Here is a 22,478-nt window from a genome sequence, read left to right on the forward strand (position 1 = left end):
CTCAGGTGACTCCTGCCGTTTCGCAGGCCACCTTCACGGCACTCGTGCAGACCTCGGCGACCGTCCAGAAGCCGTCCTTGATCACGGTGTCCTTGATGTTGCTCTTGATGACGACCACGGGCGCGATGATCTGCGCGGGGATCGACTTGTTCGCCCCGTTGTCCACCTTGGCGGTGCTCTGCACGGGCTTGCCGGTTCCGACGTCGATCGCCATCTGGGCGGCGTTCTTCGCCTCCGGCCTGATCGGCTTGTAGATCGTCATCGTCTGGGTGCCGAGCAGGATCCGCTGGATGGCCGCCAGCTCGGCGTCCTGGCCGGTCAGCGGGGTGCCCTGCTTGACGCCCGCGTTCTGCATGGCCCTCGCGATGCCGCCCGCCATGCCGTCGTTGGCCGCGTAGACGCCGATCACGTTGCTCGGGCCGAGCGCGGTGAACGCGCCCGCCGCCTCGGTGTTGGCCTGGTCGGGGCTCCAGTCGGGCGTGTCGTACTCCTTGCCGATGGTGACCTGGCCGTCGAGCACCGAGTGGGCGCCCTTCTTGAAGTCGCCCGCGTTCGGGTCGGTGGGCGAGCCGTTGACCATGACGATCGGCCCGCGCTTGGGGTCGCCGCCCGCCTTGATCGCATCCAGCAGGGCCTGCCCCTGCGCCTTGCCGACCTGCAGGTTGTCGAAGGAGGTGTAGGCGTCGATGGGGCCGCCGGCCAGCCGGTCGTAGGCGACCACCATGGCGCCCTGGCTCTTGGCCTTGGAGACGGAGGAGGCGATGGCCTTGGCGTCCACCGCGTCCAGGATCAGCACCTTCACCCCGTTGGTCAGCATGGAGTCGACCTGTTGCTGCTGCAGGTTGGGGTCCTGGTTGGCGTTGTTGTAGACGACCTCGCACTTGGGGCACAAGGCCTTGATGTCGTTGGTGATGTACGGCCGGTCGAACTTCTCGTACCTGGCCGTCTTGGACTCCGGCAGCAGCAGGCCGATCTTGAAGCCCTGCTCGACGGTGCCGATGGCGCTCGCGCTGGCGGTGCCGCCTCTGGCGCCCCCCGTCTCCCCGGACTGCCCCGCCGTCCCGCATGCGACGGCAAGTCCGGCAACGGCCAGAAGCCCGCCGATGACCTGTGCTCTCACCGCGTCCCCCGATCGGTTCCCTCGGGAGGGGCTCTACCCTCACGGGGCGGTCATGGCCACGGTCTTGTCACAGCTTTGCCAGCCGATGTTCTGATTTTTCGGGACGTGGGCTAATTCAGCATGGAATCCAGCCAGGAGAGGACGGCGTTGACCCAGCCGGCGAGCGAGGAGGCGTCGGAGCTCGCGATGATGATCAGCGTGACGATCAGCGCGGGCACGACGACGATGTAGCCCAGGATGAGGCCCGCGACGGCCAGGCCGTGCCCCGGGCGCAGGCCGCGCTTGGTCTTCGAGGTGGCCACGTGGCCCAGGACGATGGCGATGATCGACGGGACGCCGAACAGGCACCAGCTGCCGACCAGCCCGAGAACGCCGAAGACGAGACTGGCGACGGCGGTGCCCGATGTGGGGGCCGGGGGGTGCGGGGGTGGCGGGGGAACGTGGTGCCACTCGCCTTCCCCGTAGCCCGCTGGAGGAGGATGCATGTCGTCTCCATGGCCGGAGCGATGTCTCCCGCCACGATCCCGCACATCCCACAGGCGATCAAGACCCGCGGGAAGCCCCGCGGGTGATCGTTCAGTATTCGAGGCCGAAGTCGTGGCGACCCAGGCCGAAGCCCTCGCCCCTGGGCACCACCTGCCCCATCGCGACGAGCGTGGCCATGCTGCGCCGCGTCTCGTCCTCGCTCAGTCCGGCCATTCTCGACACCTCGGCCACCCGAGCCTCGTCGCCACCGACCGCGATGGCGGCGACGGCCTCGTAGACGGCCAGGTCGGTGTCGGACAGCGCCTGCACGTCGTGTGGTTCCGTCATCGCTGCCGTGCTCCCTCCCGCAACCGGCCCGGATCGATGTCCCGCACGGGATGGCGGCGCAGGTACTCGCTCTCCAGCTCGTTGGTCCGCGAGGTGTGGCGGGCGAGCGCGTCGTCCGGCCCGTGCAACAGCGTCTGCATCCGTGTCTGGTAGAGCTGCCGCAGCTCGCGGAGCAGGTCCTCTTCCGACAGGTCCCTTGGATCGATTCCCATGGACAGTGAGCTACCCGGCGACGCGCTACCACAACATACGTCAAATTTCCTGACAACCGGGGATTGCGAGGAGGTGGTGGTGGTTTTACTTTCCCGGTATGGACCTCGAGCTCCGGCACCTCAAGATCGTTCGAGCGGTCGCGGAGTCGGGCAGCGTCAGCAAGGCAGCGACCCGGCTCGGGGTGGCCCAGCCGGCGCTGACCGCCCAGCTCAAGCGCATCGAACGCGCGTTAGGCGGCACGCTCTTCCAGCGCGACCGCTACGGCGCCAGGCCCACCCCCCTCGGGGAACTGGTGCTCTCCCGAGCCCGCGTGCTGCTGCCCGCGGCGCAGGAACTGCAGGACGAAGCCGTGCGCTTCGCCAACGCCACCGCGGTCGGCTACCGCATCGGAGCGACCAACGGGCCCGTGCTGGGCGGGCTGGTCGACCGGCTGGCCGCCGCGGGGCCCGTCTCCACCTACACCTCCTGGTCGTCGCGCGAGCTCGCCGCCATGGTGGCCCAGGGCAGGCTCGACTACGTGCTGGCCGGATCGTGCGGCGACGGGGTGCCCGACGGCGACATCGCCTGGCAGACCATCGGCGTCGACCCCGTCTTCGTCATGGTCGCCCAGGATCACCGGCTGGCCGGCGAGAAGGAGCTGACCCTGTCCGACCTGGCCGGCGAGCAGTGGGCGGTCACCCCGGGCGACGGCTGCTTCGGCGACTGCTTCGCCGCCGCGTGCACGCGCGCAGGCTTCACGCCCAGCACGATGTACGAGACCGACGTGGCCACCTGCGTCCATCTCGCCCAGGTCGGCCGGGCGGTGGTCCTGTGCCAGGCCACCCATCCCTTCGCCCCCGGCCTCGTCATGGTGCCCATCGCCGGCGCGCCCCTGCGCTGGCGCCAGATGCTCGGCCACCACCCGGGCGCGCCCGGCGCGTCATGGATGGCCGCGCACGCCAAGGCCGCCCACGCCGACGCCGTACGGCGCAGCCCCGTCTACCACGAATGGGTCCTCCGCAACCCCGGCTTCGGCACCTCCCCATAACACCGCGATAGGGGGCAACTGATATCTCCTCGCGCTGGTCGCACGCCGTTACGGTGACGGCACCCCCAGCAAGCGAAGGAGACCGCATGCTTCGCCGCACCCGTGCGCTGGTCGCCATCGCGATCGGCGCTTTAGCGCTGACCACGACCCCGGCCATCGCCTCCGTCCCCGCCGAAGTCAACCCGCCCAAGGGCATGGTCGAGGCCATGCAGCGCGACCTGAACCTCACCAGGGAGCAGGCGCTCACGCGCCTGGCCAACGAGCAACGGGCCGCGCAGACCGCCGCGGGGCTCGCCAAGCGCCTCGGCGGCCAGTTCGCCGGCGCCTGGGTCGAGGGCCCCGAGAGCGCGCTGGTCGTGGCCACCACCGACGCCGCCCAGCGCCGCCTGTCCGGCGCGCGGCTCAAGGTCGTCACCCACTCGCTCGCCCAGCTCGACGCGGCCAAGGAAGCCCTCGACAAGGCCGCGGCCGGCGCTCCCAAGACCGCTCCCGTCTGGTACGTCGACGTGCGGTCCAACAGCGTCGTGATCCTGTCCTCCGCGCCCGCCGAGGCCGAGGCCTTCATCGCGGCCAGCGGCGCCGACAAGGCGCTCGTCCGGGTCGAGCAGTCCGGCGAGCAGCCCGTGCCGTACGCCGACATCCGCGGCGGCGACGCCTACTACATCGGCAGCGGCTCCCGCTGCTCGGTCGGCTTCTCCGTCACCAAGGCCGGCACCAACGGCGGTTTCGTGACCGCGGGCCACTGCGGGACCGTCGGCGCCACCACCCGTGGCGCCAACCAGCAGGCCCAGGGCACCTTCCGCGGCTCCTCCTTCCCCGGCAACGACTACGCGTGGGTCGAGGTCAACACCGGCTGGACCCCCGTCGGCGTCGTGAACGGCTACAGCGCCGGCATCATCCCGGTCAACGGCTCGACCGTGGCCCCCGTCGGCTCCTCCGTCTGCCGCGCCGGCTCCACCACCGGCTGGCACTGCGGCACCGTCCAGCAGCTCAACACCAGCGTCACCTACTCGCAGGGCACCGTGCGCGAGGTCACCAGGACCAGCGTCTGCGCCGAGCCAGGCGACTCCGGCGGCTCGTACATCTCCGGCAACCAGGCGCAGGGCGTGACCTCCGGCGGGTCGGGCAACTGCTCCTCCGGCGGCACCACCTACTTCCAGCCGGTCAACGAGATCCTCTCGGCCTACGGGCTCACCCTCGTCACCGGCGGCGGCAACCCGCCCACCGGCTGCCAGAACTACCGCGAGGTCTTCAACGGCTCGCTGACCAGCGGCCAGAACCAGTACCAGCCGAACAACTCCTCCTACCAGTCGACCGTGTCCGGCACGCACGCCGGCTGCCTCGACGGTCCGAGCGGCGTCGACTTCGACCTCTATCTGGAGAAGTGGAACGGCTCCTCGTGGGCGCAGGTGGCCAAGAGCGACAGCGCCAACCCCGACGAGTCGATCAGCTACAACGGCACCGCCGGCTACTACAGGTACCGGGTCCACGCCTACTCCGGCTCCGGCTCCTACACCCTCGGGCTGAACAGGCCGTAGCCGCCCCCTCCGTGCGGCGGCCACCGGCCCCCGGGTGGCCGCCGCCGCTCCGCTTCCCTGGACAGAGCCCGCCCCAGCGCAGGGGGCGGGCTCGGCCGTTCCCTGCGCTGAGGGCGGGCTCGGCCGTTCCCGCGGCAGGGGCGGTGGAATAGACGCACGGGGCCCGCGGGTTGCCCGGAAGATGACCGATCAGATCAGGGGCCCCGCCCGCGGCCGGGCCGACGTGCCGCTGTCCATCCTCGACCTGGCGACCGTGAGCGCGGGCGGCACCGCCGCCGACGCCCTCCGGACCAGCACCGAGCTCGTACGGCGGGCCGAGCGCTGGGGCTACCACCGCTACTGGGTGGCCGAGCACCACGGCATGCCGAGCGTCGCCAGCTCCGCCCCCGCGGTCCTGATCGCCCACCTGGCCGCCCACAGCGAGACCATCAGGCTCGGCTCGGGCGGCGTCATGCTGCCCAACCATCCGCCGCTGATCGTCGCCGAGCAGTTCGCCACCCTGCACGCGCTCCATCCCGGCCGGATCGACCTCGGCCTGGGCCGGGCGCCCGGCACCGATCCCGCCACGGCCGCAGCGATGCGCAGGGGCGACGCCGACGCCTTCCCCGAGGAGGTCGCCACGCTGACCGCCTTCCTGGACGGCGACGCGCCCGCCGGCCTGCAGTCCTACCCGCTCAACGCCGACCGGCCGCCCATCTGGCTCCTCGGCTCCAGCGGCTTCAGCGCCCAGCTCGCCGGGATGCTCGGCCTGCCCTTCGCCTTCGCCCACCACTTCAGCGCCGAGAACACCGAGCCCGCGCTCGAGCTGTACCGCACGAGGTTCCAGCCGTCGCAGTGGCTCGACAAGCCGTACGCCATGATCGGGGTCAGCGCCGTCGCCGCCGACACCTCCGAGCAGGCTCTGCGCCTGGCGGGTACGATCGCGCTGGCCATGCTGCGGCTGCGCCGCGGCCGGCCGAGCCCCGTCCCCTCCCCCGAGGAGGCCGCGGCCCATCCCTACACCGACGTCGAGCGGAGCTTCGTCGACGGCTATCTCCGCAACGTCGTCATGGGGACGGGCGACGAGGTCCGCGCCGGCCTGACCGCGCTGCGCGACCGCACCGAGGCGGACGAGCTGATGATCACCACCGGCGTGTACGGCGGCGCCAACCGCCTGCGCTCCTACGAGCTCGTCGCCCGTGCCTTCGAGCTCGACCAGGGCTAGCCGCGGCGGCTCACCCCGCCAGCAGCAGCACCAGCCCGGCCAGCAGCACGACGGCCGCGTGCGCCAGGGAGGTGGCCGACACCGGGGCCGCGGTGCCGAAGCACAGGCACGGCGCCCGGTTGCCGGTGGCCAGCAGGTGGACCTGCAGGCCGGTGAAGATCGTGCCGAGCACGGTGCCCACCACGCCGACGAGCGCGGCGTCCACCGTGGACACGGCGAGGGCCGCGGCGAGCGCCTCCACGGCGAGGACCGTGAAGGCGCCCGCCCAGGCGAGCGGGCCGTACAGCCCGTACCCGCCCAGGCTGCCGCGGAAGGCGGCGAAGTGTCGCGCCTTGCCCAGCACGGCCACGGCCAGGATCGCGGCCAGGCCGTACCGGAGGACAAGGAGCGTCATGCCGCCACCAGGATCGCGACCAGGGGAACGAACATCAGGGCGAACAGCCACGTCATCTTCGGCAGCGCGAAGTCGAACGCGGTGTCGGCGCGCATCTTGTCCCGTGCCAGCAGGAACGTGAGCAGCATGAGCGCCCTGCCCAGGGCGAACCCCGCCCCCGCCATGAGCGCGTCGGACCACGAGCCCAGCAGGAAGAGGGAGATCGCCATGATGTGCGGCAACCCGGTCGGCGAGTAGGTGCGCATTCCCGTGCCCATCTCCGCGCCGAACTGCACCGCGCCCCAGACCGGGGTGTGGGCGACGAACTGCGGGACCAGCCGGGCGTTCTGCAGCAGCGGGAAGCTGAAGACGTGGAACTCCCGCAACAGGAACACCACCGCCGCCAGGCCGGCGAGAACCTGGCACGCGATCACGGGCAGCGGCGAGCGCACCACCGAGCCGATGACCATGAAGGCGAACGCGGTGGGGAACGCACCGAGGAACAGGCCGGCGATGAAGCCGGCGGCATCAGAACCCCGTCGGACCGACGAGGACAGCACCCAGGCGCTGTTGAGGCTTCAAACCGAGCCCGACAGGGAGAAGCCCGCCACCAGGGCCGCCACGAGCCAGGTGAAGCCCCGCACGTCGAAGCCGGAGGCGAACGCGCTCAGCGTCGCCGCCTCCGCCGCGACGACCAGGCCCATGGCGGGCACCAGCAGACGGGTGGCGGGATTCAGGGTCCGCATGCGTCAGATCGCGGTCCGGCAGATGGAGAAGCGGGAGATGTTGCCGCCACCGCAGTCGTGGTACTCGTACCAGCCGTCGGAGCACTTGCGGCGGGCGACGCTGCCGGTCCACCGCCAGGCGTTCCGGCCGCCGCAGGAGGTCTCGTTGGGCGTGTAGCGGTAGTTGTAGCAGGTGCCCGAGCCGCCCTGGTTCTTGTGCCAGCTGCCTGAGCAGTTGTCACTGCCGTAGTACGCGGAGGAGGGCGTGCACACGGTGGAGGAGTTGAAGTAGCCGTGGCAGCCGTCGGTCCACTCGGTCAGCGCCATCGCCGCCCTCGGCCTGGACCAGGGAAGCAGGTCGAGCGCGCCGAGCCCGGCGGCGACCGTGACGCCCGCGACCGTGCCGAAGAGCCGGCGGCGGCTCCAGCGCTGCTCGGTGACGGCGTACCTGGACGGTTCCGGCGACTCCGGCTCGTCCGCGACGCTCGGGATCTGGTCGAGGATGGAGGGACGGGAGAGGTTCTTCACAGCTTCGCTTCCTTTCGCCGGGCGATCACCCGTTCGACTGTCTCCGGCACGATCTCCCCTGAGCCCGCGGGCGTCGTGTGCACCACGAACCCCTGCTCGTCCACGACGAGCACGGCGGGCACGTAGGGCACCGTGATCGAGCGCCAGACCTGCGGATCCCTGATGACCTGCACGGACTCGGGGAGTTCCTTGTCGAAGCCCGGGTCGTCGGACACCACGGTGAAGCCGACGCCTTCGGGCAGGTCGGCCGCCAGCTTCCCGACGGCGAGCAGCACGTCCTCGCAGATCGGGCACCGGCGGTTGACCTTGACGGCGATGGTGGTCTGGCCGGGACGGCCGATCCCCGTGCGCTCCTCGCCGCCCGCGGCGACGCGGATCCCCACGCCCTTGTACGTGGCCAGCTCCAGCTCGCGCACCCGCCGGTAGAGACCGGCCCCGGCCGCGAACGTGAGCGCCACGAGGACGAAGAGGATCACCACCGCCGCAGTGATCGGGTCCACTCCTCACGCTCCCCAGGTGACGCGCTTGACCTTGGTGAGGAACTCCGCGGCCGCCTCCGGCGTGCCGCCGCCGGACTTGGCCACCCCGTTGGCGGCCGGCAGACCCTTGCGTGGGGCGTCCCACGGGCTCACCCTGATCACCGCGGTGTCGGTGACCATCAGCAGGGTCTCGCGGTCCTGCCCGTCGGAGCTGGGCACCCGCCACACCTCGCCGGCGGGGGCCGAGAAGCCGCGGAAGCGGGGGACCTGGCCGGCGGCCAGCCGCTTCGGCTCCACCTGCATGGTTCCCACCCCGGCCACGGTCTGCAGGTAGACCGCCTGCTGGAGGTCGAAACGCCGGTTCGGCGTGGCGACCAGGCCCTCGGGCGTGTCGGTCCACTGCAGCCTGGAGAAGACCGCCACCACGTCGGCCGACTCCCACTCCGGCGCGTAGAACAGGCCGTGCGCCATGTTCCACGGGCCCAGCCAGGTCGCCCAGCGCGCGTCCGAGGGGTCCTCGCAGTCGTAGATCACGACCTCGCCGCCGGCCAGGGAGAAACGCTCGCGCTCCCGGCCGCGCACGGAGGAGACGCCCACGCCCAGCGACGACTTCGGGGCCAGTTCCAGCGCCCACACGTCGGCGGTCGTCTCGCGCACGCCGTAGCGGGGGGTGTAACGGATGTGGCCCGTCCAGGCGTGGAGATCGTCCTGCTCCACACCGTCGATGTCAAGCGTTAAAAGCTGGTTGTCAATGGTTCGGACGGTTGAATTCTGGCCCATTCCGCCTTCCTTTCCCTGAGTCTCGATGAAGGCATGGCAACCAGCGAGAACGCCGGGTGGCGGGCTCGCTGGAGTATTGCTACGAGGGCAGAACAAAGTGGAGGACAGCGGTCGGAGGAAGTGAAGTCATCGCCTCGTCATCGGTCCGCGATCGCCTCCCGCTGACGGGCCAATAATTGATCAGTGGTGAACTGTCTGACAAGAGCGACGATTGGGAAATTTGTGGTTCCCGATGGTCGCGCGCGCGTGAACTCCCGTTACGTCTGAGCGTGATCGGCATGTCGCGCACCCACGGCCACGGACGCGGACATGGCGCCGGCCCACATTGACCCGGCCGCCTCGATCCGGCGAGATGAGCTCACCTGTCCCTGCACGATCGGTTCTGGGAGATGTGAGATGATGCGACGTCCTTGGGGACGAACCGCCACCGCTTTAGCGCTGGTGGCGACAGCGGTGTTCACGGCGCCGGCCGCGCCCGCGGCGGCCGTGGCCGGATCGGTCACGCTGGAGGCCACCTACACGACCGGGTTGGAGAACGGCTGGGCGCAGGTCGAGCGTTACCGGGACGCCTCCAGCGGGTTCCAGGCCGAGACCTATCCCCCTGACGGCCGCGGCGACCACACGGGCCAGACCAGGCGGCTGTTCGGCGACGTCGCCCGCCCGCACGCGTCGCGGTTCCTGCTGTACCACGCGCCGGGCTGGCAGACCGGCGCCAAGGCCACCCCCGTGCTGCTGGTCCACGGCGCCAACCAGACCGCCGACCTGGCCTGGGCCAACCCCAACGCCCGCGGCTCGTACGGCTGCGGCCAGGCGAGCTGTCCCACCACCGGACTCATGCAGCACCTCAGCGGCCAGGGCTACAAGGTGTTCGCGATCGGCTTCCCGCACGTCACGGGCGACGGCTACTACTGGGCGGAGCAGATCCACGACGCCATCGCGCGGATCAAGGCCAAGACGGGCGCGGCCCAGGTCGATGTGATCGGCTGGTCCAAGGGGGCGTTCAACGCGCGCATGTACGTCTCGTCGCTGCGCCGCTCGTGGGGCACGGCCTACGCGGGAGACGTGCGCAAGCTCGTTCTCGTGGGCGGTCCGAACAAGGGCTTCGACTGGGGCTACCGGCACGGCTGGACCCACGATTTCGCGATATTTCCGGAATGCGGAGGGTCGCTGAACGCGCCCGCCCCGCACACCCAGATGATCTGCTACGGCCTCTGGCGCAACCACCCCGAACTGAGCTACGAGGGCGACGCCTACCCGGGCTCGGACGACATGCTCTACCGCTGGGACGACGTCTACCCGCTGCCCGCCGCCGAGCAGGACTGGTACACCACCTACTACGGCGGCACCGGCTTCTACACCGCAGGCCGCGGCATCCAGTACGCCATCGACAGGGGCTCGCTGGTCAGGCCGCTGATCGACGCCGGCACCCCGGCGGGTGTGCCGGTCTACCAGCTCTGCGGCAACTCTCCCGACATGGCGCTGCTGCACAACGAGCACACCGGCCCGTCGGACGGCGCGGTGTTCGTCGCCAGCTGCGCCGCCCCCGACGGCGTGGCCAACCGGGCCGCCGCCGTGACCCTGCCCCTCAACCACCTCAAGCTCGGCTGGGCCACCAACGCCATGGGCCAGATCACCACCTGGCTCGGCTGAGACGGCACGTCACTCGCCGCCGATGTCGATCTCGTAGGCCTGGTAGAGCAGGTCCGCCCCCCGCCGCCGGTGGCGGCCCAGCGCCGTCACCACCGCGGTCAGCCGCTGCCTCAGCCGCTCCACGGCCGGCTCGTCGCCGGGCGCCGCCAGCTCGTCCTCCGCGGCGGCGAGCTGCGCGGCGATCTCGAGATGCTCCCGGTGCAGCCGGCGCAGCATGCCGTCCAGCCGCGGCGCCGCCGTACGGACCTCGTCGAAGAGCCCGTCGGGCCCCTCCACGATCGAGATGTGCGCGTCGAACGCCTCCCGCATCCTGGCCAGGACCGGTGTCAGCTCATGCGCCCACTCGGCGGCCCGGCCGGCCGGCGGGGCGGCCAGGGCGCGGTCGAGTTCCTCGGCGGCGCGGCGCAGATGGGCGCGACGTTTGCGGAGCGTCGCGAGCTCCTCCTCTGGAGGAGTGACGGGATTCTCGGACATGGTCTCTACTCGATCGCGCATTGCCACGGCCCGAGCCGTATGCGGATGTCTTCCACCGTACGACCGCGACCCACCGGCTGACCATGCCCTTCGCGCCGGGGCCCGCGCGGCGGCCGGTCCGCGGGGCCGCACGGGCGCCGTCAGATGCGGCCGGTCAGCCGGACCGCGCGGGCACCCTCAGGAGCGGCCGGTCAGCCGAGCCGCGCGGGCGCCGTCAAGAGCGGCACGATGTCAGGGCTTGCCTGGCCCCGTCGCGGAAGGCCGCGGCGAACTCCCGCTCCCCCAGCTCCTGGCGGGTTCGCTCGACGCAGCGCTCGTGCCATGTCGCCTGGTACCAGAGCCGGGTCGGCGAGGAGTCCACCGCCTGCCACAACGTGTGCGCCGCCCCCAGCATCCGGGCCGCCCGCCGGTGGTCGCCCCTGGCGCAGGCCGTCCATGCCAGCAGTTCCAGGCACTGGGTCAGGCCCCAGCGGTCGTTGACCCCTCTGGTGAACTCGGCGGCCTCGCTCGCCAGTTCCTCGGCGCGGTGCCAGTCGTCCAGGTTCCACGCGGCGATGGCGAGCGACAGCTGGGCATAGGCGCGCCACAGGATCGCGCCATGGGCCTCGCACAGCGCCAGCACCTCCTCGCCGATCACCGCCGCTCGCGCCGGGTCCTCCATCGAGCCGTAGGCGGCCGTGTAGTAGAGGTCGACGGTCACGCCGGCGAGGTCCCCGGCGGCGCGGTGGATGGCCAGGGCCTGCTCCATGAGCGCCTGGCCGCGTCGCGCGTCGCCGGTGGAGAAGGCGGCCAGGCCGGAGGCCCGCAGGACGAGCGGCAGGACGCTCTCGTTGCCCGCCAGCTGTGCCATGGCTCGGCACTCCTCGAGTCTCGGCGTCGCCGCGTCCAGGTCGCCCTGCCGCAGGGCCAGCATGCTGTCCGTGCACAGCGCGATCGCTCGGGTGCGGCCCTCGCCGGGCACCTGGTCAAGGCCGCGCCGCAGCCAGTACCGTCCCTCGGTGGGGGAACCGGCGAGCATCCAGTAGCTCCACATCGACGAGGCGATGTCGAGGGCCGTCGCCGCCGTGCCCGGCGCGCTCAGGCACAGCTCGAGCGCGACGCGCACATTGGGCAACTCACGGCCCAGGAAGCGGTAACGGTCGAGCTGGTCGGGAACGAGCCGGTCGATCCGCCGTCCTTCCGTCACGTCACGGTAGTGGTCGATGTACCGGCCGCGCAGCGCCGTCGCCTCCCCGGGCTCCAGCCGCTCCGCGCCGTAGGCGCGGATGCTCTCCAGCATGCGGTACCTGACCCCGGCCTCCCCGTGCTCGGTCACCAGGACGGACTTGTCCACCAGCCCGGCCACCAGGTCGATGACCTCGACGGGGTCGATCCCGTCGCCCGCGCAGACCGCCTCGGCCGTGTCGAGGTCGGCCCCGCCGGCGAACATCGACATCCGCGCCCACAGCCGCTGCTCGGCCGGTGAGCACAGCTCGAAGCTCCAGTCCATGGTCGCGCGGAGCGTCCGATGGCGTGGCAGCGCGCTCGGGCTGCCCTCCGCCGGCACGTCGAAGCGCTCCTCCAGCTCGCGGGTGAGCTGCTCCAGGGGCACCGTGCGCAGCCGCATCGCGGCCAGCTCGATCGCCAGCGGGATGCCCTCCAGGCGCCGGGCCAGCCGCGCCACGGCGGCCGCGTTGCCCGTGTCCAGGGAGAAGCCAGGCCACACGCTCGCCGCGCGGTCCATGAACAGCCGTACGGCATCGTGCCTGGCGATGTCGCGTGGCGGCAGGGCGCCGTCGTCCGGCACGGACAGGGAGGGCACCACCATGACCTGCTCGCCGCCGACCGCCATGGCCTGGCGGCTGGTCGCCAGGATGCGCAACCGGGGCGCGCCGCGCAGCAGCAGGTCCACCAGGCGGGCGCAGTCCTCGAGCAGGTGCTCGCAGTTGTCCAGCACGAGCAGTATCCGCTTGTCCGCGAGGTAGTCCACCAGCATGGTCGCCGGATCGGGCCCGACGTCCCGCAGCCCCAGCGCCGCGGCCACGGTCGCCGCCAGCAGGTCACCGGCCTCCAGGGTGGCCAGCTCGACCACCTCCACGCCGTCCTTGTAGGCGCGCTCCAGCGACTCGGCGACCCTGAAGGCCAGCCGGGTCTTGCCGACGCCGCCCGTTCCGGTCAAGGTCAGCAGCCGGGTGCGGGACAGCATCCGCCGGGCCTCGGCCACCTCGTGCCGCCGCCCGACGAACCTGGAGGCCTCCGCCGGCGGGTCGGTCGTGGCCGCGCGTGCGCGCTCGGCCGGGCTCACGGCGAGCCTCCGGCCGGGCCCCCCTCGTCGCCTTCCTGCTCCTGCCGGCTGACCCAGGCGGCGATCTGGACGCGCGAGGTGAAGCCGAGCTTGCCGAGGATGTGTTCCACGTGCCCCTCCGCGGTACGCTGCGCGATCATCAGCGCCGCCGCGATCGCCTTGTTGCTCATGCCCTGCGCGACCAGCCGGGCGATCTCCATCTCCCTGCGGGTCAGCGGTGAGGACTTCGGCCGGGCCCCGCCCGCCGGCCGGTCCTCCCGCATCGCGTACTCCAGCGCGTCGGCCAGGGTGAGCCCCATGCCCCTGCGCAGGGCGGTCTCGAACGCCCTGGTGCCGAGTGTCCTCCTGGTCGCCAGCTCGCAGGCGTCATGGTGGTCGGCCAGGTAGCCGAACAGCGGCCCGCCGAACGAGCGCCAGATCTCCCGCAGCGCGCCGAGCAGCAGGGCCGCGCGCTCGGCTTCGCCGTCGCCGCAGCTCGTCCAGGCCAGGACCTCGATGCACAGCGCGATGCCCAGACGGTCGTCGAAGGGCTCCTTGAGCCGTACGGCCTCGCGTTCCATCGCGACCGCCCGCCGCGTGTCGCCCTGCTTCCACACCTCGATCCCGTACGTCCACAGCGCGTACGACCGGAACCAGTTCTCGCGGCGCGGCTCGCAGATCGCCAGGCACTCCTCGAACCTGTCGACCGCCTTGCGGGACTGGCCGAGCAGCGAGTGCACGGTGGCCAGATAGATCAACGAGTTGACGACGCCGATCGCGTCGCCCGTCCTGCGGCTGTGGTCCAGCGCCCCGCCGAGGAGGGTCAGCGCGCTGGGCAGATCCCGCTGGAGCAGGGCGGCGAGGCCGGCGACGTACATGGCGGCGCCCATGGTCGCCGGGTCGTCGAACCGGCGGGCCAGGTGCCGGCCCTCCCCCAGCAGGGTCGCGGCCGTCGCGAAGTCGCTCTGCAGGACGGCCAGCCGCGCCTCGACGCAGAGGGCACGGGCCCGGACCGGGGTCGGCCGCCGGTCGGCGGCGAGCAGGCGTTTGAACCAGCTCCGGCCCTCCTGCGGGGAGTCGGAGGCGATCCAGTAGAACCGCAGCGCCGCGGCGATGACCAGGCCGGAGGCCGCCTGTCCCGGAACCGTCAGGCAGTAGTCGAGGGCGGTTCGCAGGTTGTCGTGCTCGGTGCGCAGGCGCGCGTACCAGCTCACCTGGTCAGGGCCGAACCAGGCGTGGTGCGCCCGGACCGCCAGGTCCTGGTACCAGTCGCGGTGCCGGCGTCTGAGTGTGTCCTCCTGGCCGGCCTCGCGCAGCCGGTCCCTGCCGTACTGGCGGATGGTCTCCAGCAGCCGGTAGCGCGCGTGGGCGCCGTCCTCCTCCCTGATCAGGATGGACTTGTCCACCAGGCCGCACACCAGGTCGACGATCTCCTCCGCGGCGACGCCGTCACCGGCGCACACGCGCTCGGCCGCCTCGAGGTCGAGGCTGCCGGAGAAGACCGACAGCCGCGCCCAGAGCCGCTGCTCCTGCTCGGTGCACAGGGTGTGGCTCCAGTCGATCAGGGCGCGCAGCGTGCGCTGGCGGGGCAGCAGCACCCGCGATCCCGTGGTGAGCAGCTGGAAGCGGTCCTCCAGCCGGGCCAGCAGCTGGTGCACGGAGACCACCCGCAGCCGGACGGCCGCCAGCTCGATGGCCAGCGGGATGCCGTCCAGGCTCCGGCAGATCCGGAGCACGGCCTCCCAGTTGTCGTCGGTGATCCCGAAGCCGGGCGCGACCGCCCCGGCCCGCTCGACGAACAGCCGCACCGCGTCGGACTGCTCCAGCGACTCCCTCGACAGGCGCTCGATGTCGCCGTCGGGCACCGGCAGCGACGGCACGACCATCGTCTGCTCCCCCGCGACGCCGAGCACCTGCCGGCTGGTGGCGAGGATCCGCAGGCCGGGCGCGGCGCGCGCCAGCGTCTCGGCCGCGACGGCGCACTCGTGCAGCAGGTGCTCGCAGTTGTCGAGGACCATCAGCATCTGCTTGTCGCGCAGGTGGCCGGTCAGCACCTCGATCGGCGGTCTGGTGGACAGGTCCGCGATCCCGAAGGACTCGATGAGGGTCTGGACGAGCAGGTCGGGCGACTCCAGCGCGGCCAGCTCGATCACGCACACGCCGTCGCGGAACGCGCGCCGTACGTCGGCGGCGACCCGCCGGGCCAGCCTGGTCTTGCCGACGCCGCCCACGCCGACGAGGGTCACCAGCCTGGAGCCTGCCAGCAGCCGTTTGACCTCGGCTATCTCGCGCCGACGGCCCACGAAGCTGGTCAGCTCGGCCGGCAACCCGCGCGTCTGCGAACCCTTGGACGCCACCCCCATGCGTGCTCACCCGCTCGGATCCGTCGAGGCACCCGTGCCGTCGGGACGGGAGCCGACGAAACCCAGATTACGCCTGGGCCATTTTCGGCATGCTTTTACCGTTCTGTAATGAATGGCCACAAGGATCCTGAGGGTGCGGACCGCTGAGGCCCTGCGCACGACCCTGAACGATGACGGCTACAGCCGCGCTCCAGCGGCGACGCAGCCGGCGAGGAAACCCATGACGACGAGCGCCTCCAGACGGCAGCAGACGGCGAGGTTGCCGGCAGAGGTGACCAGCTTCGTAGGCCGTCGGCACGAAGTGGCCGAGGTCAAACGGCGCCTGCCGCTGTCCCGCGGGGTGACCCTGACCGGTGCCGGCGGGGTCGGCAAGACCCGGCTGGCCCTCCGGGTGGCGCTCGACGTGGCCCGCGACTTCCGCGGCGGGGTGTGGTTCGTCGAGCTGGCCACGGTGGAGAGCCCGGACATGCTCGCGCAGAGCGTGGTCGAGGCGCTGGAGATCCGCGACCTCAGCCTCAGCTCGCCCATGGAGGTGCTCGTCGACCACCTCAGGGACAAGCAGGCCCTGGTGATCCTCGACAACTGCGAGCACCTGGTGCACGAGTGCGCGGTTCTCGCCGAGACGCTGCTGCGCGCCGCGCCCGAGCTGAGCATCCTGGCCACCAGCCGGGAGGCCCTCGGTTTCGCCGGCGAGCAGACGCTGCCGGTGCCCACGCTCCCGCTGCCCGACAACGACGGCGCGGGGATGCCCATCGAGTCGCTGGCCAGGTGCGACGCCGTGTGCCTGTTCGCCGAGCGGGCCAGAGCCGTCCTGCCGTCCTTCGCCATCACCGAGGAGAACAGAGAGGTCGTCGCCCGGATCTGCCGGCGGCTGGACGGCCTGCCGCTCGGGATCGAGCTGGCCGCCGTCAGGCTGCGCGCCCTGTCCGTCAAGCAGCTGGACGAGCGCCTCCACGACCGCTTCCGGCTGCTGACCGGGGGCTCTCGGGCCGTGCTGCCGCGGCACCAGACGCTGCGCGCCCTGATCGACTGGAGCCACGCCCTGTGCTCGGAGAAGGAGCGGCTGCTCTGGGCCCGCGTGTCGGTCTTCGCCGGCGACCTGGACCTGGAGGCGGCCGAGGCGGTCTGCTCCGGCGACGGCATCGACCGCGACGAGGTGCTCGACCTGGTGTGCGGTCTGGTGGACAAGTCGATCCTGATCAGGGAGGAGCACGGGTCGCGGGCGCGCTACCGGCTGCTGGAGATCATCCGCCAGTACGGCATGGAGAAGCTCGCCGACACGGGCCGGCAGGCGACGCTGCAACGGCGGCACCGCGACCACTACCGCACGCTGGCGGCGCAGTCGCGAGCCCAGCTGTTCGGCCCGTCGCAGGTGGCGTGGTTCGACCGGCTGCGGCTGGAGCACGCCAACCTGCACACCGCGCTGGAGAACTGCTTCGGCGATCCCGAGGAGGTCTCCACCGGTCTCGACTTGGCCGCCGACCTGCTCTACCACTGGATCAGCGGTTACTGGCTGGGAGAGGGAAGGCGCTGGCTGGACCGGGCGCTGGCCGCCGCGCCCGAACCGAGCCAGGCGCGGGCACGGGCGCTGTGGACCGCCGGCTGGCTGGCGATCATCCAGGCCGACATCCCCGCGGCCAAGGCGATGCTCGAGGAGAGCCGGACGATCGCCGAGCGGCTGGGGCTGGACGCGACCCTGGCCTACGTCGAGCTCTACTGCGGGATGATCGCCATGTACGAGGGCGACGCCGAGTCCGCCATCACGCGCTACGAGGACGCGCTGGCCGGGCACCGCGCCGCCGGCGACCCCGTGGGCACGGCGCTGGCCCTCATCCGGCTGTCCCTGGCGTACTCCTTCCGCGGCGACTCCCCGCGGGCCATCGAGCTGGGCGACCAGTGCCTGGCCCTCTGCGACGCCCACAGCGAGGGCTGGCACCGGGCGTACATGATGATGGCGCTCGGCGTGGAGGTCTGGCGGCAGGGCGACCTCGCGCGGGCGACCGAGCTGGAGGCGACGAGCCTGGTCTTCAACCGCGCGCTCGACGACCCGCTGGGAGTGGGAATCAACCTGGAGGTGCTGGCGTGGATCGCCACCGCCGAGAAGCAGTACCGGCGAGCGGCCCAGCTGCTCGGCATCCTCGAGACCGTCTGGCAGGCGATCGGCGCACCACTGTCGGGGTTCGGGCACCTGTCCCACTATCACGACGAATGCGTGGAGAGCGTGCGCCAGGCCCTCGGCGACGCGGCCTTCGAGACCGCCGTCAAGCGCGGTGCCCGGCTCTCCTACGACGAGGCGCTCGCCTACGCCCTCCGCCAGGACCGGCCGCAGCAGGGCGACGAGCAGCCGGCCGCGGCCAAGTCGGCGCCGCTGACGCCGCGGGAGACGGAGATCGCCCACCTCGTGGCGCAGGGACTGACCAACAAGGAGATCGCCGCCGCCCTGGTGATCTCCCAGCGGACGGCGGAGGGGCACATCGAACGCATCCTGAGCAAGCTCGGCTACCACTCACGCGCCCAGGTCGCGGTCTGGGTGGCCGAGCAGGGTCACGTGGCCGGCGACGAGCCGTCCGGCTGACACCCTGCCACGCGGGCGGCGCGGTCGCCCAGCAGTGCGGTCACCCAGCCGGTCGCTCAGTAGGGCATCGGCCGTCCCGACGGTGTCCGCAGGTCCGGGGCGTGGGGGTCGGCCGACCTCCTCGTCTTGCGGATCCGGGTCTTGCGCACGGTCACGGTTCCCTTCAGATGAGTCCCGGTGCGGGAAGCTCGAACCAGACGACCTTCCCCTCGTCGGTCTGGGCGGTGCCCCAGCAGCAGGCCAGGTGGGCCAGCAGGAGGTGTTCGCGTTCGGCGCGCCGTCCCGAGGGCTCGGCGTGCACGATCTCGCAGCGCAGGAGCCCGTCCTCGGCGGTGAGCGTGACCCTGACGGTGTCGGCGCTGTCCTGCAGCGCGCTGGTCACCAGCTCGCCCACCAGCACGTCCGCCACCGCCGCCTCGTTCTGCAGCCCCCACTGCACCAGCCGGGCGCGCGTCATGCGGCGGGCGCTGGGCACGGCTGACGACGTGGCCGTCAGCACCCAGGAGGCCCTCCGCTCGCCCGGCACGGCGCGGGTGAACAGGCCGTCGGCGAAGGCGAGGAAGCGGTTGGGGGTCATGAGCCTCATGCCGCGTGTCCGGAGTGCACAGGTCCGATGGCGATGCTCCGGCCGTCCGGCAGCAGCTCGCCGCAGTCGTCGAAGATGACGACCCCATTGCACAGCAGCCCCCAGCCCTGTTCCGGGTGGAAGGCGACCAGGCGGGCCGCGTCGTGGTGCGGAGCGTCCGCCGATGGACACGGCGGTTGATGCTGGCACATGGCTCGTTACCCCTCTCATGGCATTCGGGTTCGGCTGAGCTCATGTCTGGAACCAGCCTGCACCGCACGGCGCCACGAGCGAGACGGGATAAACCCCCGTATGGGTACCCGTAAGGCATGGGTAGGTACCTACGTAGCGGGTGGGGGTAGTGCCGGGGGCGGCCCGTCAGGAGGTGCCGCTCGCCCCGAAGTGGGTCTCGTGATCCCACACGTGGGTGCAGCCGGGGCACTGGAGGTGCAGCCGGCTGCCGGTGTTGCCGAGCAGGTAGCGCCAGTGCACCCCGCAGGTGCGTCCGCCGCGGCAGTCCCCGCAGTCGGTGCCGTCGAAGCACCGGGGGCAGGAGACCCATGCCCGGCGGCCCCGATCGGCCTGGGGGTCAATCGGCAACACGGCCCGGCGCCTTCCGCGGGAGGACCTCGGCGGCCACGAGCATGTCGTAGGTCTCCTGCTGCTGCCGGTCGAGGCCCGAGTAGAGGAGCGCGTACGCCTCCTCCTCCCCGCGCATCACCGCCAGGGGGTCCCAGTTCGCTCCCAGCGCCGCCATGACCGCGGCCCGTCGGCGGGTCTCGTCCGCGGTGAGGTCGAACTGGAAGACGGCGTGTGCGCTGCTGCTGTCGTGGCTCATGGCGCGACTTTCCGGTGGGATGGCGGAGGCGGGCGGAATCGGGGAGGTTCCTCCTGGGGGTCCGGAACGAAGGCTCAGCGCGAGGATCGGGAGGGGGTCGGCGACCACTCGGAGGCACGCTGAGGCAGAAGGCCCTCCCCGCGGAGGGGTATTGCCATTTGTATACCTTATGTCCGGATTTATGGTCAATTCATGACGTTGCCCGTGCCACGGTCATCCCCGGACCGGTTCCGTCCGGGTCCGGTCCGCGGTGGGGATCTCGAACCAGACCACCTCCCCCGAGTCCGTACGGCCGGTCCCCCAGCAGCAGGCCAGCGCATCGAGGAGGGCGCGCCCGTACCAGCCCTCCGCGGGAAGGAGAAGCGGCCCGCCGTCCTCGACCTCGCATCGCATGAGGCCGTCGTCGACCGTCAGGGTGAGCCGGACATGGCCGCCGGCGTGCCGTACGGCGTTGGTCACGAGCTCGCTGACCAGGAGCTCGGCGGCCTCCACCAACTCCGGGAGCCGCCACAGGTGCAGCCGGACGCGGGTGAGATGCCGGGCGATCGGCACCGCGGTGGGCCTGGACGACAGGATCCAGAAAGCGGCAGGCGCGTCGTCGGCTGCCGGCCCGGCGCGCAGGGTCAGCGCGTCGGCGAGGGCCTGGACCTCGGTGTGGGACGTCGGTTTCACGCGGCGCCGTCCCGCGTGCGCGCTGGTGGCCGTTTCCGCTGACGGTACGACATGGTTCGCCCCCGGTTCTCCGCTGGATGCGCGTACGGCATGCCTGGCACGACATGTCCACGGGCGAGCATGCGACGCGGGCGGCACGACCGGCGAGGGGAGAAACCCGTATCCCGGTACCCGAATCGGGCAGCCGGCCCTCCCCTTCGCGTGCGGTAGCCGCCCAGCGGCCAGGGCGGCGAGCGGGCTCAGTCGCCCAGCTTCTGGATGCGGTCCTTGAACAGCGTGGTGGCGATGGCCGCACGATGCGGCTGGCCCTTGACGAACGCCTGGGCGAACTTCACGGCCTGCTGGTAGCTCACCTTGCCCGGCATGGGCGGCTCGTTCGGATCGACGTCGACGTCGACCAGCGCGGGACCGTCATGGGCGAGGGCCCGCTCGACGGCGCCGCGCAGGTCGCCCGGCCTGGTGACCTTGGCGCCGAACCCGTGGCAGGCCGTCGCCCAGGAGGAGTAGTCGGCCCAGGGCTCGGCGTAGCGCACGCCGTGCTCGGGATAGCCGAGCACCATCTGCTCCCACAGGATCTGGCCCAGCGCGTTGTTGTTGTTGATCACCACCTTGACCGGCAGCCCGTGCTGGGCGGCGGTGAGGAACTCGGCCATGAGCATGGCGAAGCCGCCGTCCCCCACGTACGCGATCACCTGGCGGCCGGGGAAGGCGTGCTGCATGGCGAGGGCGTACGGCAGGCCGGGCGCCATCGTGGCGAGGTTGCCGGACAGGTAGAACCGCCGGTCGCCGCGGATCGTCCAGTGCCGGGCGGCCCACGTGGCGACGGTGCCGCTGTCGCAGGCGAGGATCGCGTCGTCGGCGGCCAGCTCGTCGAGGACGGACACCAGGTACTGCGGCGCGATCGGGTCGCGCTCCGGGTTCTCCAGCGCGCGCAGTTCGCGGCGCCACTTGTCCATCTTCTCCTGGTACTTCACCAGGTGACGGAGGTCGGTGCGCCGCTCCAGGAGCGGCAGCAGCGCGCTGAGGCCTTCCTTGGCGTCGCCGACCATGGGCACGTCCGTGGGCACCCTGGTGCCCGCGCGGGCCGGATCGACCTCCAGTTGCACGAACCTGGCCGTGCCGGGCTCGGGGAGGTGCTTGGTGTACGGGAAGTTCGTGCCGATCATGAACAGCACGTCCACGTCCTCCACCAGTTCCTCGCTCGGCCGGGTGCCCAGCAGGCCGAGCCCGCCGGTGGTGTACGGGGAGTCGTCCGGGACGACCGCCTTGCCGACGAGCGTCTTGATCACCGGCGCCGCCAGCGTCTCGGCGACGGCCAGCACCTCCTGCCTGGCGTGCAGCGCGCCGGCTCCCACCAGCAGGGCCGGGCGCTCGGCCGCGTTGAGCACCTGCGCGGCCCGCTCCAGGTCCTCCTGCCTCGGGACGCCGGGGGCGGGCAGGTAACACGGCGCGGTCCTGGGTGGGCGTACGGGGCCGACGTGCTTCCACGGATCGGCGGCGGCGTCGGCGACCTGGATGTCGTTGGGAACCGACAGGTGGGCCACCCCCCGCCTGGCGTAGGCGGTCCTGACGGCGATGTCCACCAGGGCCGGCAGCTGCGCCGGGTGGTAGATGACCATGTTGTACTCGGCGACGTCGCCGAACGCCTTGTCGAGGTGGACCTCCTGCTGGTAGCCGGTGCCCAGCACGGTCGTCTCCTGCATGCCGGTGATGGCCAGCACGGGCGCGTGGTCGAGCTTGGCGTCGTAGAGGCCGTTGAGCAGGTGCAGCCCGCCGGGGCCCGAGGTGGCCAGGCACACGCCGATCCTGCCGGTGGCCTTGGCGTACCCGGCGGCCATGAACGCGGCGGCCTCCTCATGGTGGACGAGGACGAAGCGCACCTTGTCCTGGTGCCGCCGCAGCCCCTCCATCAGCCCGTTGATGCCGTCGCCCGGCAGGCCGAAGACGGTGTCGACGCCCCACTCGGCCAGCCTCTCGATCAGTGTTTCCGAAGCGATTCGAGCCATGCGACGGCGCCTACCCGTCACCCGCTCGCCCATACGGCGCGCGGCGCGCCACGGTTGGCCACCCGCTCACCGGCAGGTCGGCACAAGGACCACGGGGTGGGCCTGCGCAGGCCGCCCAGGGGGCGAGGCAGAAGGAGCTCCTGGAGCCGGCTTGAAGCAACCAAACGAGCTGTACGTCACATATGACTGGAATGGGTAGGTATGTAAGCGAAAGGGAGATGTGGAGCATCACGGCGTGTGCTCGCCCCCGGCCCCGCGCCGGGGAGGGGGAG

The 22,478-nt window shown here is 71.6% G+C and carries 24 protein-coding genes; 5 read left to right on the top strand and 19 right to left on the bottom strand.

The genetic code is table 11. The features are described from left to right. Position 1: 1 nt before the first annotated feature. From ACWEVS_RS16475 to ACWEVS_RS16490, 4 genes are all read right to left on the bottom strand, one after another. Entirely contained in the window at positions 2-1,120 is a 1,119-nt protein-coding gene (locus tag ACWEVS_RS16475) for a sugar ABC transporter substrate-binding protein (protein ID WP_452552134.1), read from the bottom strand. Positions 1,121-1,230: 110 nt separating this feature from the next. Next, complete coding sequence (locus tag ACWEVS_RS16480; protein ID WP_452552136.1) at positions 1,231-1,605, bottom strand: DUF4190 domain-containing protein; 375 nt, start codon at positions 1,603-1,605, stop codon at positions 1,231-1,233. Positions 1,606-1,696: 91 nt separating this feature from the next. Beyond that, positions 1,697-1,933: a hypothetical protein gene (locus tag ACWEVS_RS16485; protein ID WP_452552138.1), complete on the bottom strand. Its 237-nt coding sequence runs from the start codon at positions 1,931-1,933 to the stop codon at positions 1,697-1,699. Beyond that, the gene (locus ACWEVS_RS16490) at positions 1,930-2,145 is read right to left on the bottom strand and encodes a DUF6158 family protein (protein ID WP_354913091.1); all 216 of its coding nucleotides are present in this window, start codon (positions 2,143-2,145) and stop codon (positions 1,930-1,932) included. The genes ACWEVS_RS16485 and ACWEVS_RS16490 overlap by 4 nt, the downstream gene beginning before the upstream one ends. A gap of 98 nt (positions 2,146-2,243) precedes the next feature. Here ACWEVS_RS16490 and ACWEVS_RS16495 point away from each other — a divergent pair, with 98 nt between their 5' ends. From ACWEVS_RS16495 to ACWEVS_RS16505, 3 genes are all read left to right on the top strand, one after another. Further along, complete coding sequence (locus ACWEVS_RS16495; RefSeq protein ID WP_452552140.1) at positions 2,244-3,173, top strand: LysR family transcriptional regulator; 930 nt, start codon at positions 2,244-2,246, stop codon at positions 3,171-3,173. Positions 3,174-3,259: 86 nt separating this feature from the next. Next, a complete protein-coding gene (locus ACWEVS_RS16500; RefSeq protein ID WP_449916430.1) occupies positions 3,260-4,711 on the top strand; it encodes an alpha-lytic protease prodomain-containing protein in 1,452 nt (483 codons plus the stop codon). A 181-nt stretch (positions 4,712-4,892) separates the two neighbouring features. Then, positions 4,893-5,915, top strand: a complete 1,023-nt coding sequence (locus ACWEVS_RS16505; RefSeq protein ID WP_452412832.1) for an LLM class flavin-dependent oxidoreductase — start codon at positions 4,893-4,895, stop codon at positions 5,913-5,915. A 10-nt stretch (positions 5,916-5,925) separates the two neighbouring features. Here the strand turns inward: ACWEVS_RS16505 and ACWEVS_RS16510 are convergent, their stop codons facing one another. Genes ACWEVS_RS16510 through ACWEVS_RS16535 form a run of 6 tightly spaced genes read right to left on the bottom strand, consistent with a single transcriptional unit; the run spans position 5,926 to position 8,737 of the window. Then, on the bottom strand, positions 5,926-6,309 hold the full coding sequence (locus tag ACWEVS_RS16510; RefSeq protein ID WP_354913098.1) for a MauE/DoxX family redox-associated membrane protein: 384 nt from the start codon (positions 6,307-6,309) through the stop codon (positions 5,926-5,928). Then, positions 6,306-6,848: a hypothetical protein gene (locus tag ACWEVS_RS16515; RefSeq protein WP_354913100.1), complete on the bottom strand. Its 543-nt coding sequence runs from the start codon at positions 6,846-6,848 to the stop codon at positions 6,306-6,308. Before ACWEVS_RS16515 ends, ACWEVS_RS16510 begins: the two co-directional genes overlap by 4 nt. Positions 6,849-6,866: 18 nt before the next feature. Beyond that, the gene (locus ACWEVS_RS16520; protein ID WP_354913102.1) at positions 6,867-7,034 is read right to left on the bottom strand and encodes a hypothetical protein; all 168 of its coding nucleotides are present in this window, start codon (positions 7,032-7,034) and stop codon (positions 6,867-6,869) included. Positions 7,035-7,037: 3 nt separating this feature from the next. Then, positions 7,038-7,541, bottom strand: a complete 504-nt coding sequence (locus ACWEVS_RS16525; protein WP_452552142.1) for a hypothetical protein — start codon at positions 7,539-7,541, stop codon at positions 7,038-7,040. Then, entirely contained in the window at positions 7,538-8,041 is a 504-nt protein-coding gene (locus ACWEVS_RS16530; RefSeq protein WP_449916438.1) for a hypothetical protein, read from the bottom strand. The genes ACWEVS_RS16525 and ACWEVS_RS16530 overlap by 4 nt, the downstream gene beginning before the upstream one ends. A 3-nt stretch (positions 8,042-8,044) precedes the next feature. Further along, positions 8,045-8,737 carry a hypothetical protein gene (locus ACWEVS_RS16535; RefSeq protein ID WP_354913105.1) on the bottom strand — a complete coding sequence of 231 codons (693 nt, stop codon included), beginning with the start codon at positions 8,735-8,737 and terminating at the stop codon, positions 8,045-8,047. A 459-nt stretch (positions 8,738-9,196) separates the two neighbouring features. Here ACWEVS_RS16535 and ACWEVS_RS16540 point away from each other — a divergent pair, with 459 nt between their 5' ends. Then, positions 9,197-10,450: an esterase/lipase family protein gene (locus ACWEVS_RS16540; RefSeq protein WP_452552144.1), complete on the top strand. Its 1,254-nt coding sequence runs from the start codon at positions 9,197-9,199 to the stop codon at positions 10,448-10,450. Positions 10,451-10,459: 9 nt separating this feature from the next. On the opposite strand, the gene ACWEVS_RS16545 is transcribed toward ACWEVS_RS16540, so the two are convergent. The 3 genes from ACWEVS_RS16545 to ACWEVS_RS16555 form a co-directional block, all read right to left on the bottom strand. Then, positions 10,460-10,924, bottom strand: coding sequence for a hemerythrin domain-containing protein (locus ACWEVS_RS16545; RefSeq protein ID WP_449916445.1), 465 nt, complete (start codon positions 10,922-10,924; stop codon positions 10,460-10,462). A 214-nt stretch (positions 10,925-11,138) separates the two neighbouring features. Continuing rightward, positions 11,139-13,208 (bottom strand): ATP-binding protein, encoded by a 2,070-nt coding sequence (locus ACWEVS_RS16550; RefSeq protein ID WP_452552146.1) that lies wholly within the window; start codon positions 13,206-13,208, stop codon positions 11,139-11,141. Next, a complete protein-coding gene (locus tag ACWEVS_RS16555; protein WP_449916450.1) occupies positions 13,205-15,550 on the bottom strand; it encodes an ATP-binding protein in 2,346 nt (781 codons plus the stop codon). Before ACWEVS_RS16555 ends, ACWEVS_RS16550 begins: the two co-directional genes overlap by 4 nt. 271 nt (positions 15,551-15,821) lie before the next feature. Between ACWEVS_RS16555 and ACWEVS_RS16560 the strand changes: the two genes are divergently transcribed. Next, positions 15,822-18,125, top strand: coding sequence for an ATP-binding protein (locus ACWEVS_RS16560; protein ID WP_452412828.1), 2,304 nt, complete (start codon positions 15,822-15,824; stop codon positions 18,123-18,125). Positions 18,126-18,288: 163 nt separating this feature from the next. Here ACWEVS_RS16560 and ACWEVS_RS16565 read toward each other — a convergent pair whose 3' ends face one another. The 6 genes from ACWEVS_RS16565 to ACWEVS_RS16590 all read right to left on the bottom strand — a co-directional run bounded on the left by ACWEVS_RS16565 (position 18,289) and on the right by ACWEVS_RS16590 (position 22,206). Continuing rightward, a complete protein-coding gene (locus ACWEVS_RS16565) occupies positions 18,289-18,702 on the bottom strand; it encodes a hypothetical protein (RefSeq protein WP_452552148.1) in 414 nt (137 codons plus the stop codon). 5 nt (positions 18,703-18,707) lie between these two features. Continuing rightward, positions 18,708-18,902 carry a DUF5999 family protein gene (locus tag ACWEVS_RS16570; protein ID WP_449916454.1) on the bottom strand — a complete coding sequence of 65 codons (195 nt, stop codon included), beginning with the start codon at positions 18,900-18,902 and terminating at the stop codon, positions 18,708-18,710. 166 nt (positions 18,903-19,068) lie between these two features. Continuing rightward, a complete protein-coding gene (locus tag ACWEVS_RS16575; protein ID WP_354913121.1) occupies positions 19,069-19,293 on the bottom strand; it encodes a hypothetical protein in 225 nt (74 codons plus the stop codon). Next, positions 19,280-19,528, bottom strand: coding sequence for a DUF6400 family protein (locus tag ACWEVS_RS16580; RefSeq protein ID WP_449916458.1), 249 nt, complete (start codon positions 19,526-19,528; stop codon positions 19,280-19,282). The genes ACWEVS_RS16575 and ACWEVS_RS16580 overlap by 14 nt, the downstream gene beginning before the upstream one ends. Before the next feature lie 213 nt (positions 19,529-19,741). Beyond that, positions 19,742-20,200 (bottom strand): ATP-binding protein, encoded by a 459-nt coding sequence (locus ACWEVS_RS16585; protein WP_452552150.1) that lies wholly within the window; start codon positions 20,198-20,200, stop codon positions 19,742-19,744. A 239-nt stretch (positions 20,201-20,439) separates the two neighbouring features. Then, the gene (locus ACWEVS_RS16590) at positions 20,440-22,206 is read right to left on the bottom strand and encodes a thiamine pyrophosphate-binding protein (protein ID WP_449916462.1); all 1,767 of its coding nucleotides are present in this window, start codon (positions 22,204-22,206) and stop codon (positions 20,440-20,442) included. Positions 22,207-22,478 lie beyond the last annotated feature (272 nt).

Source organism: Nonomuraea sp. NPDC003754 (genome assembly GCF_053605785.1).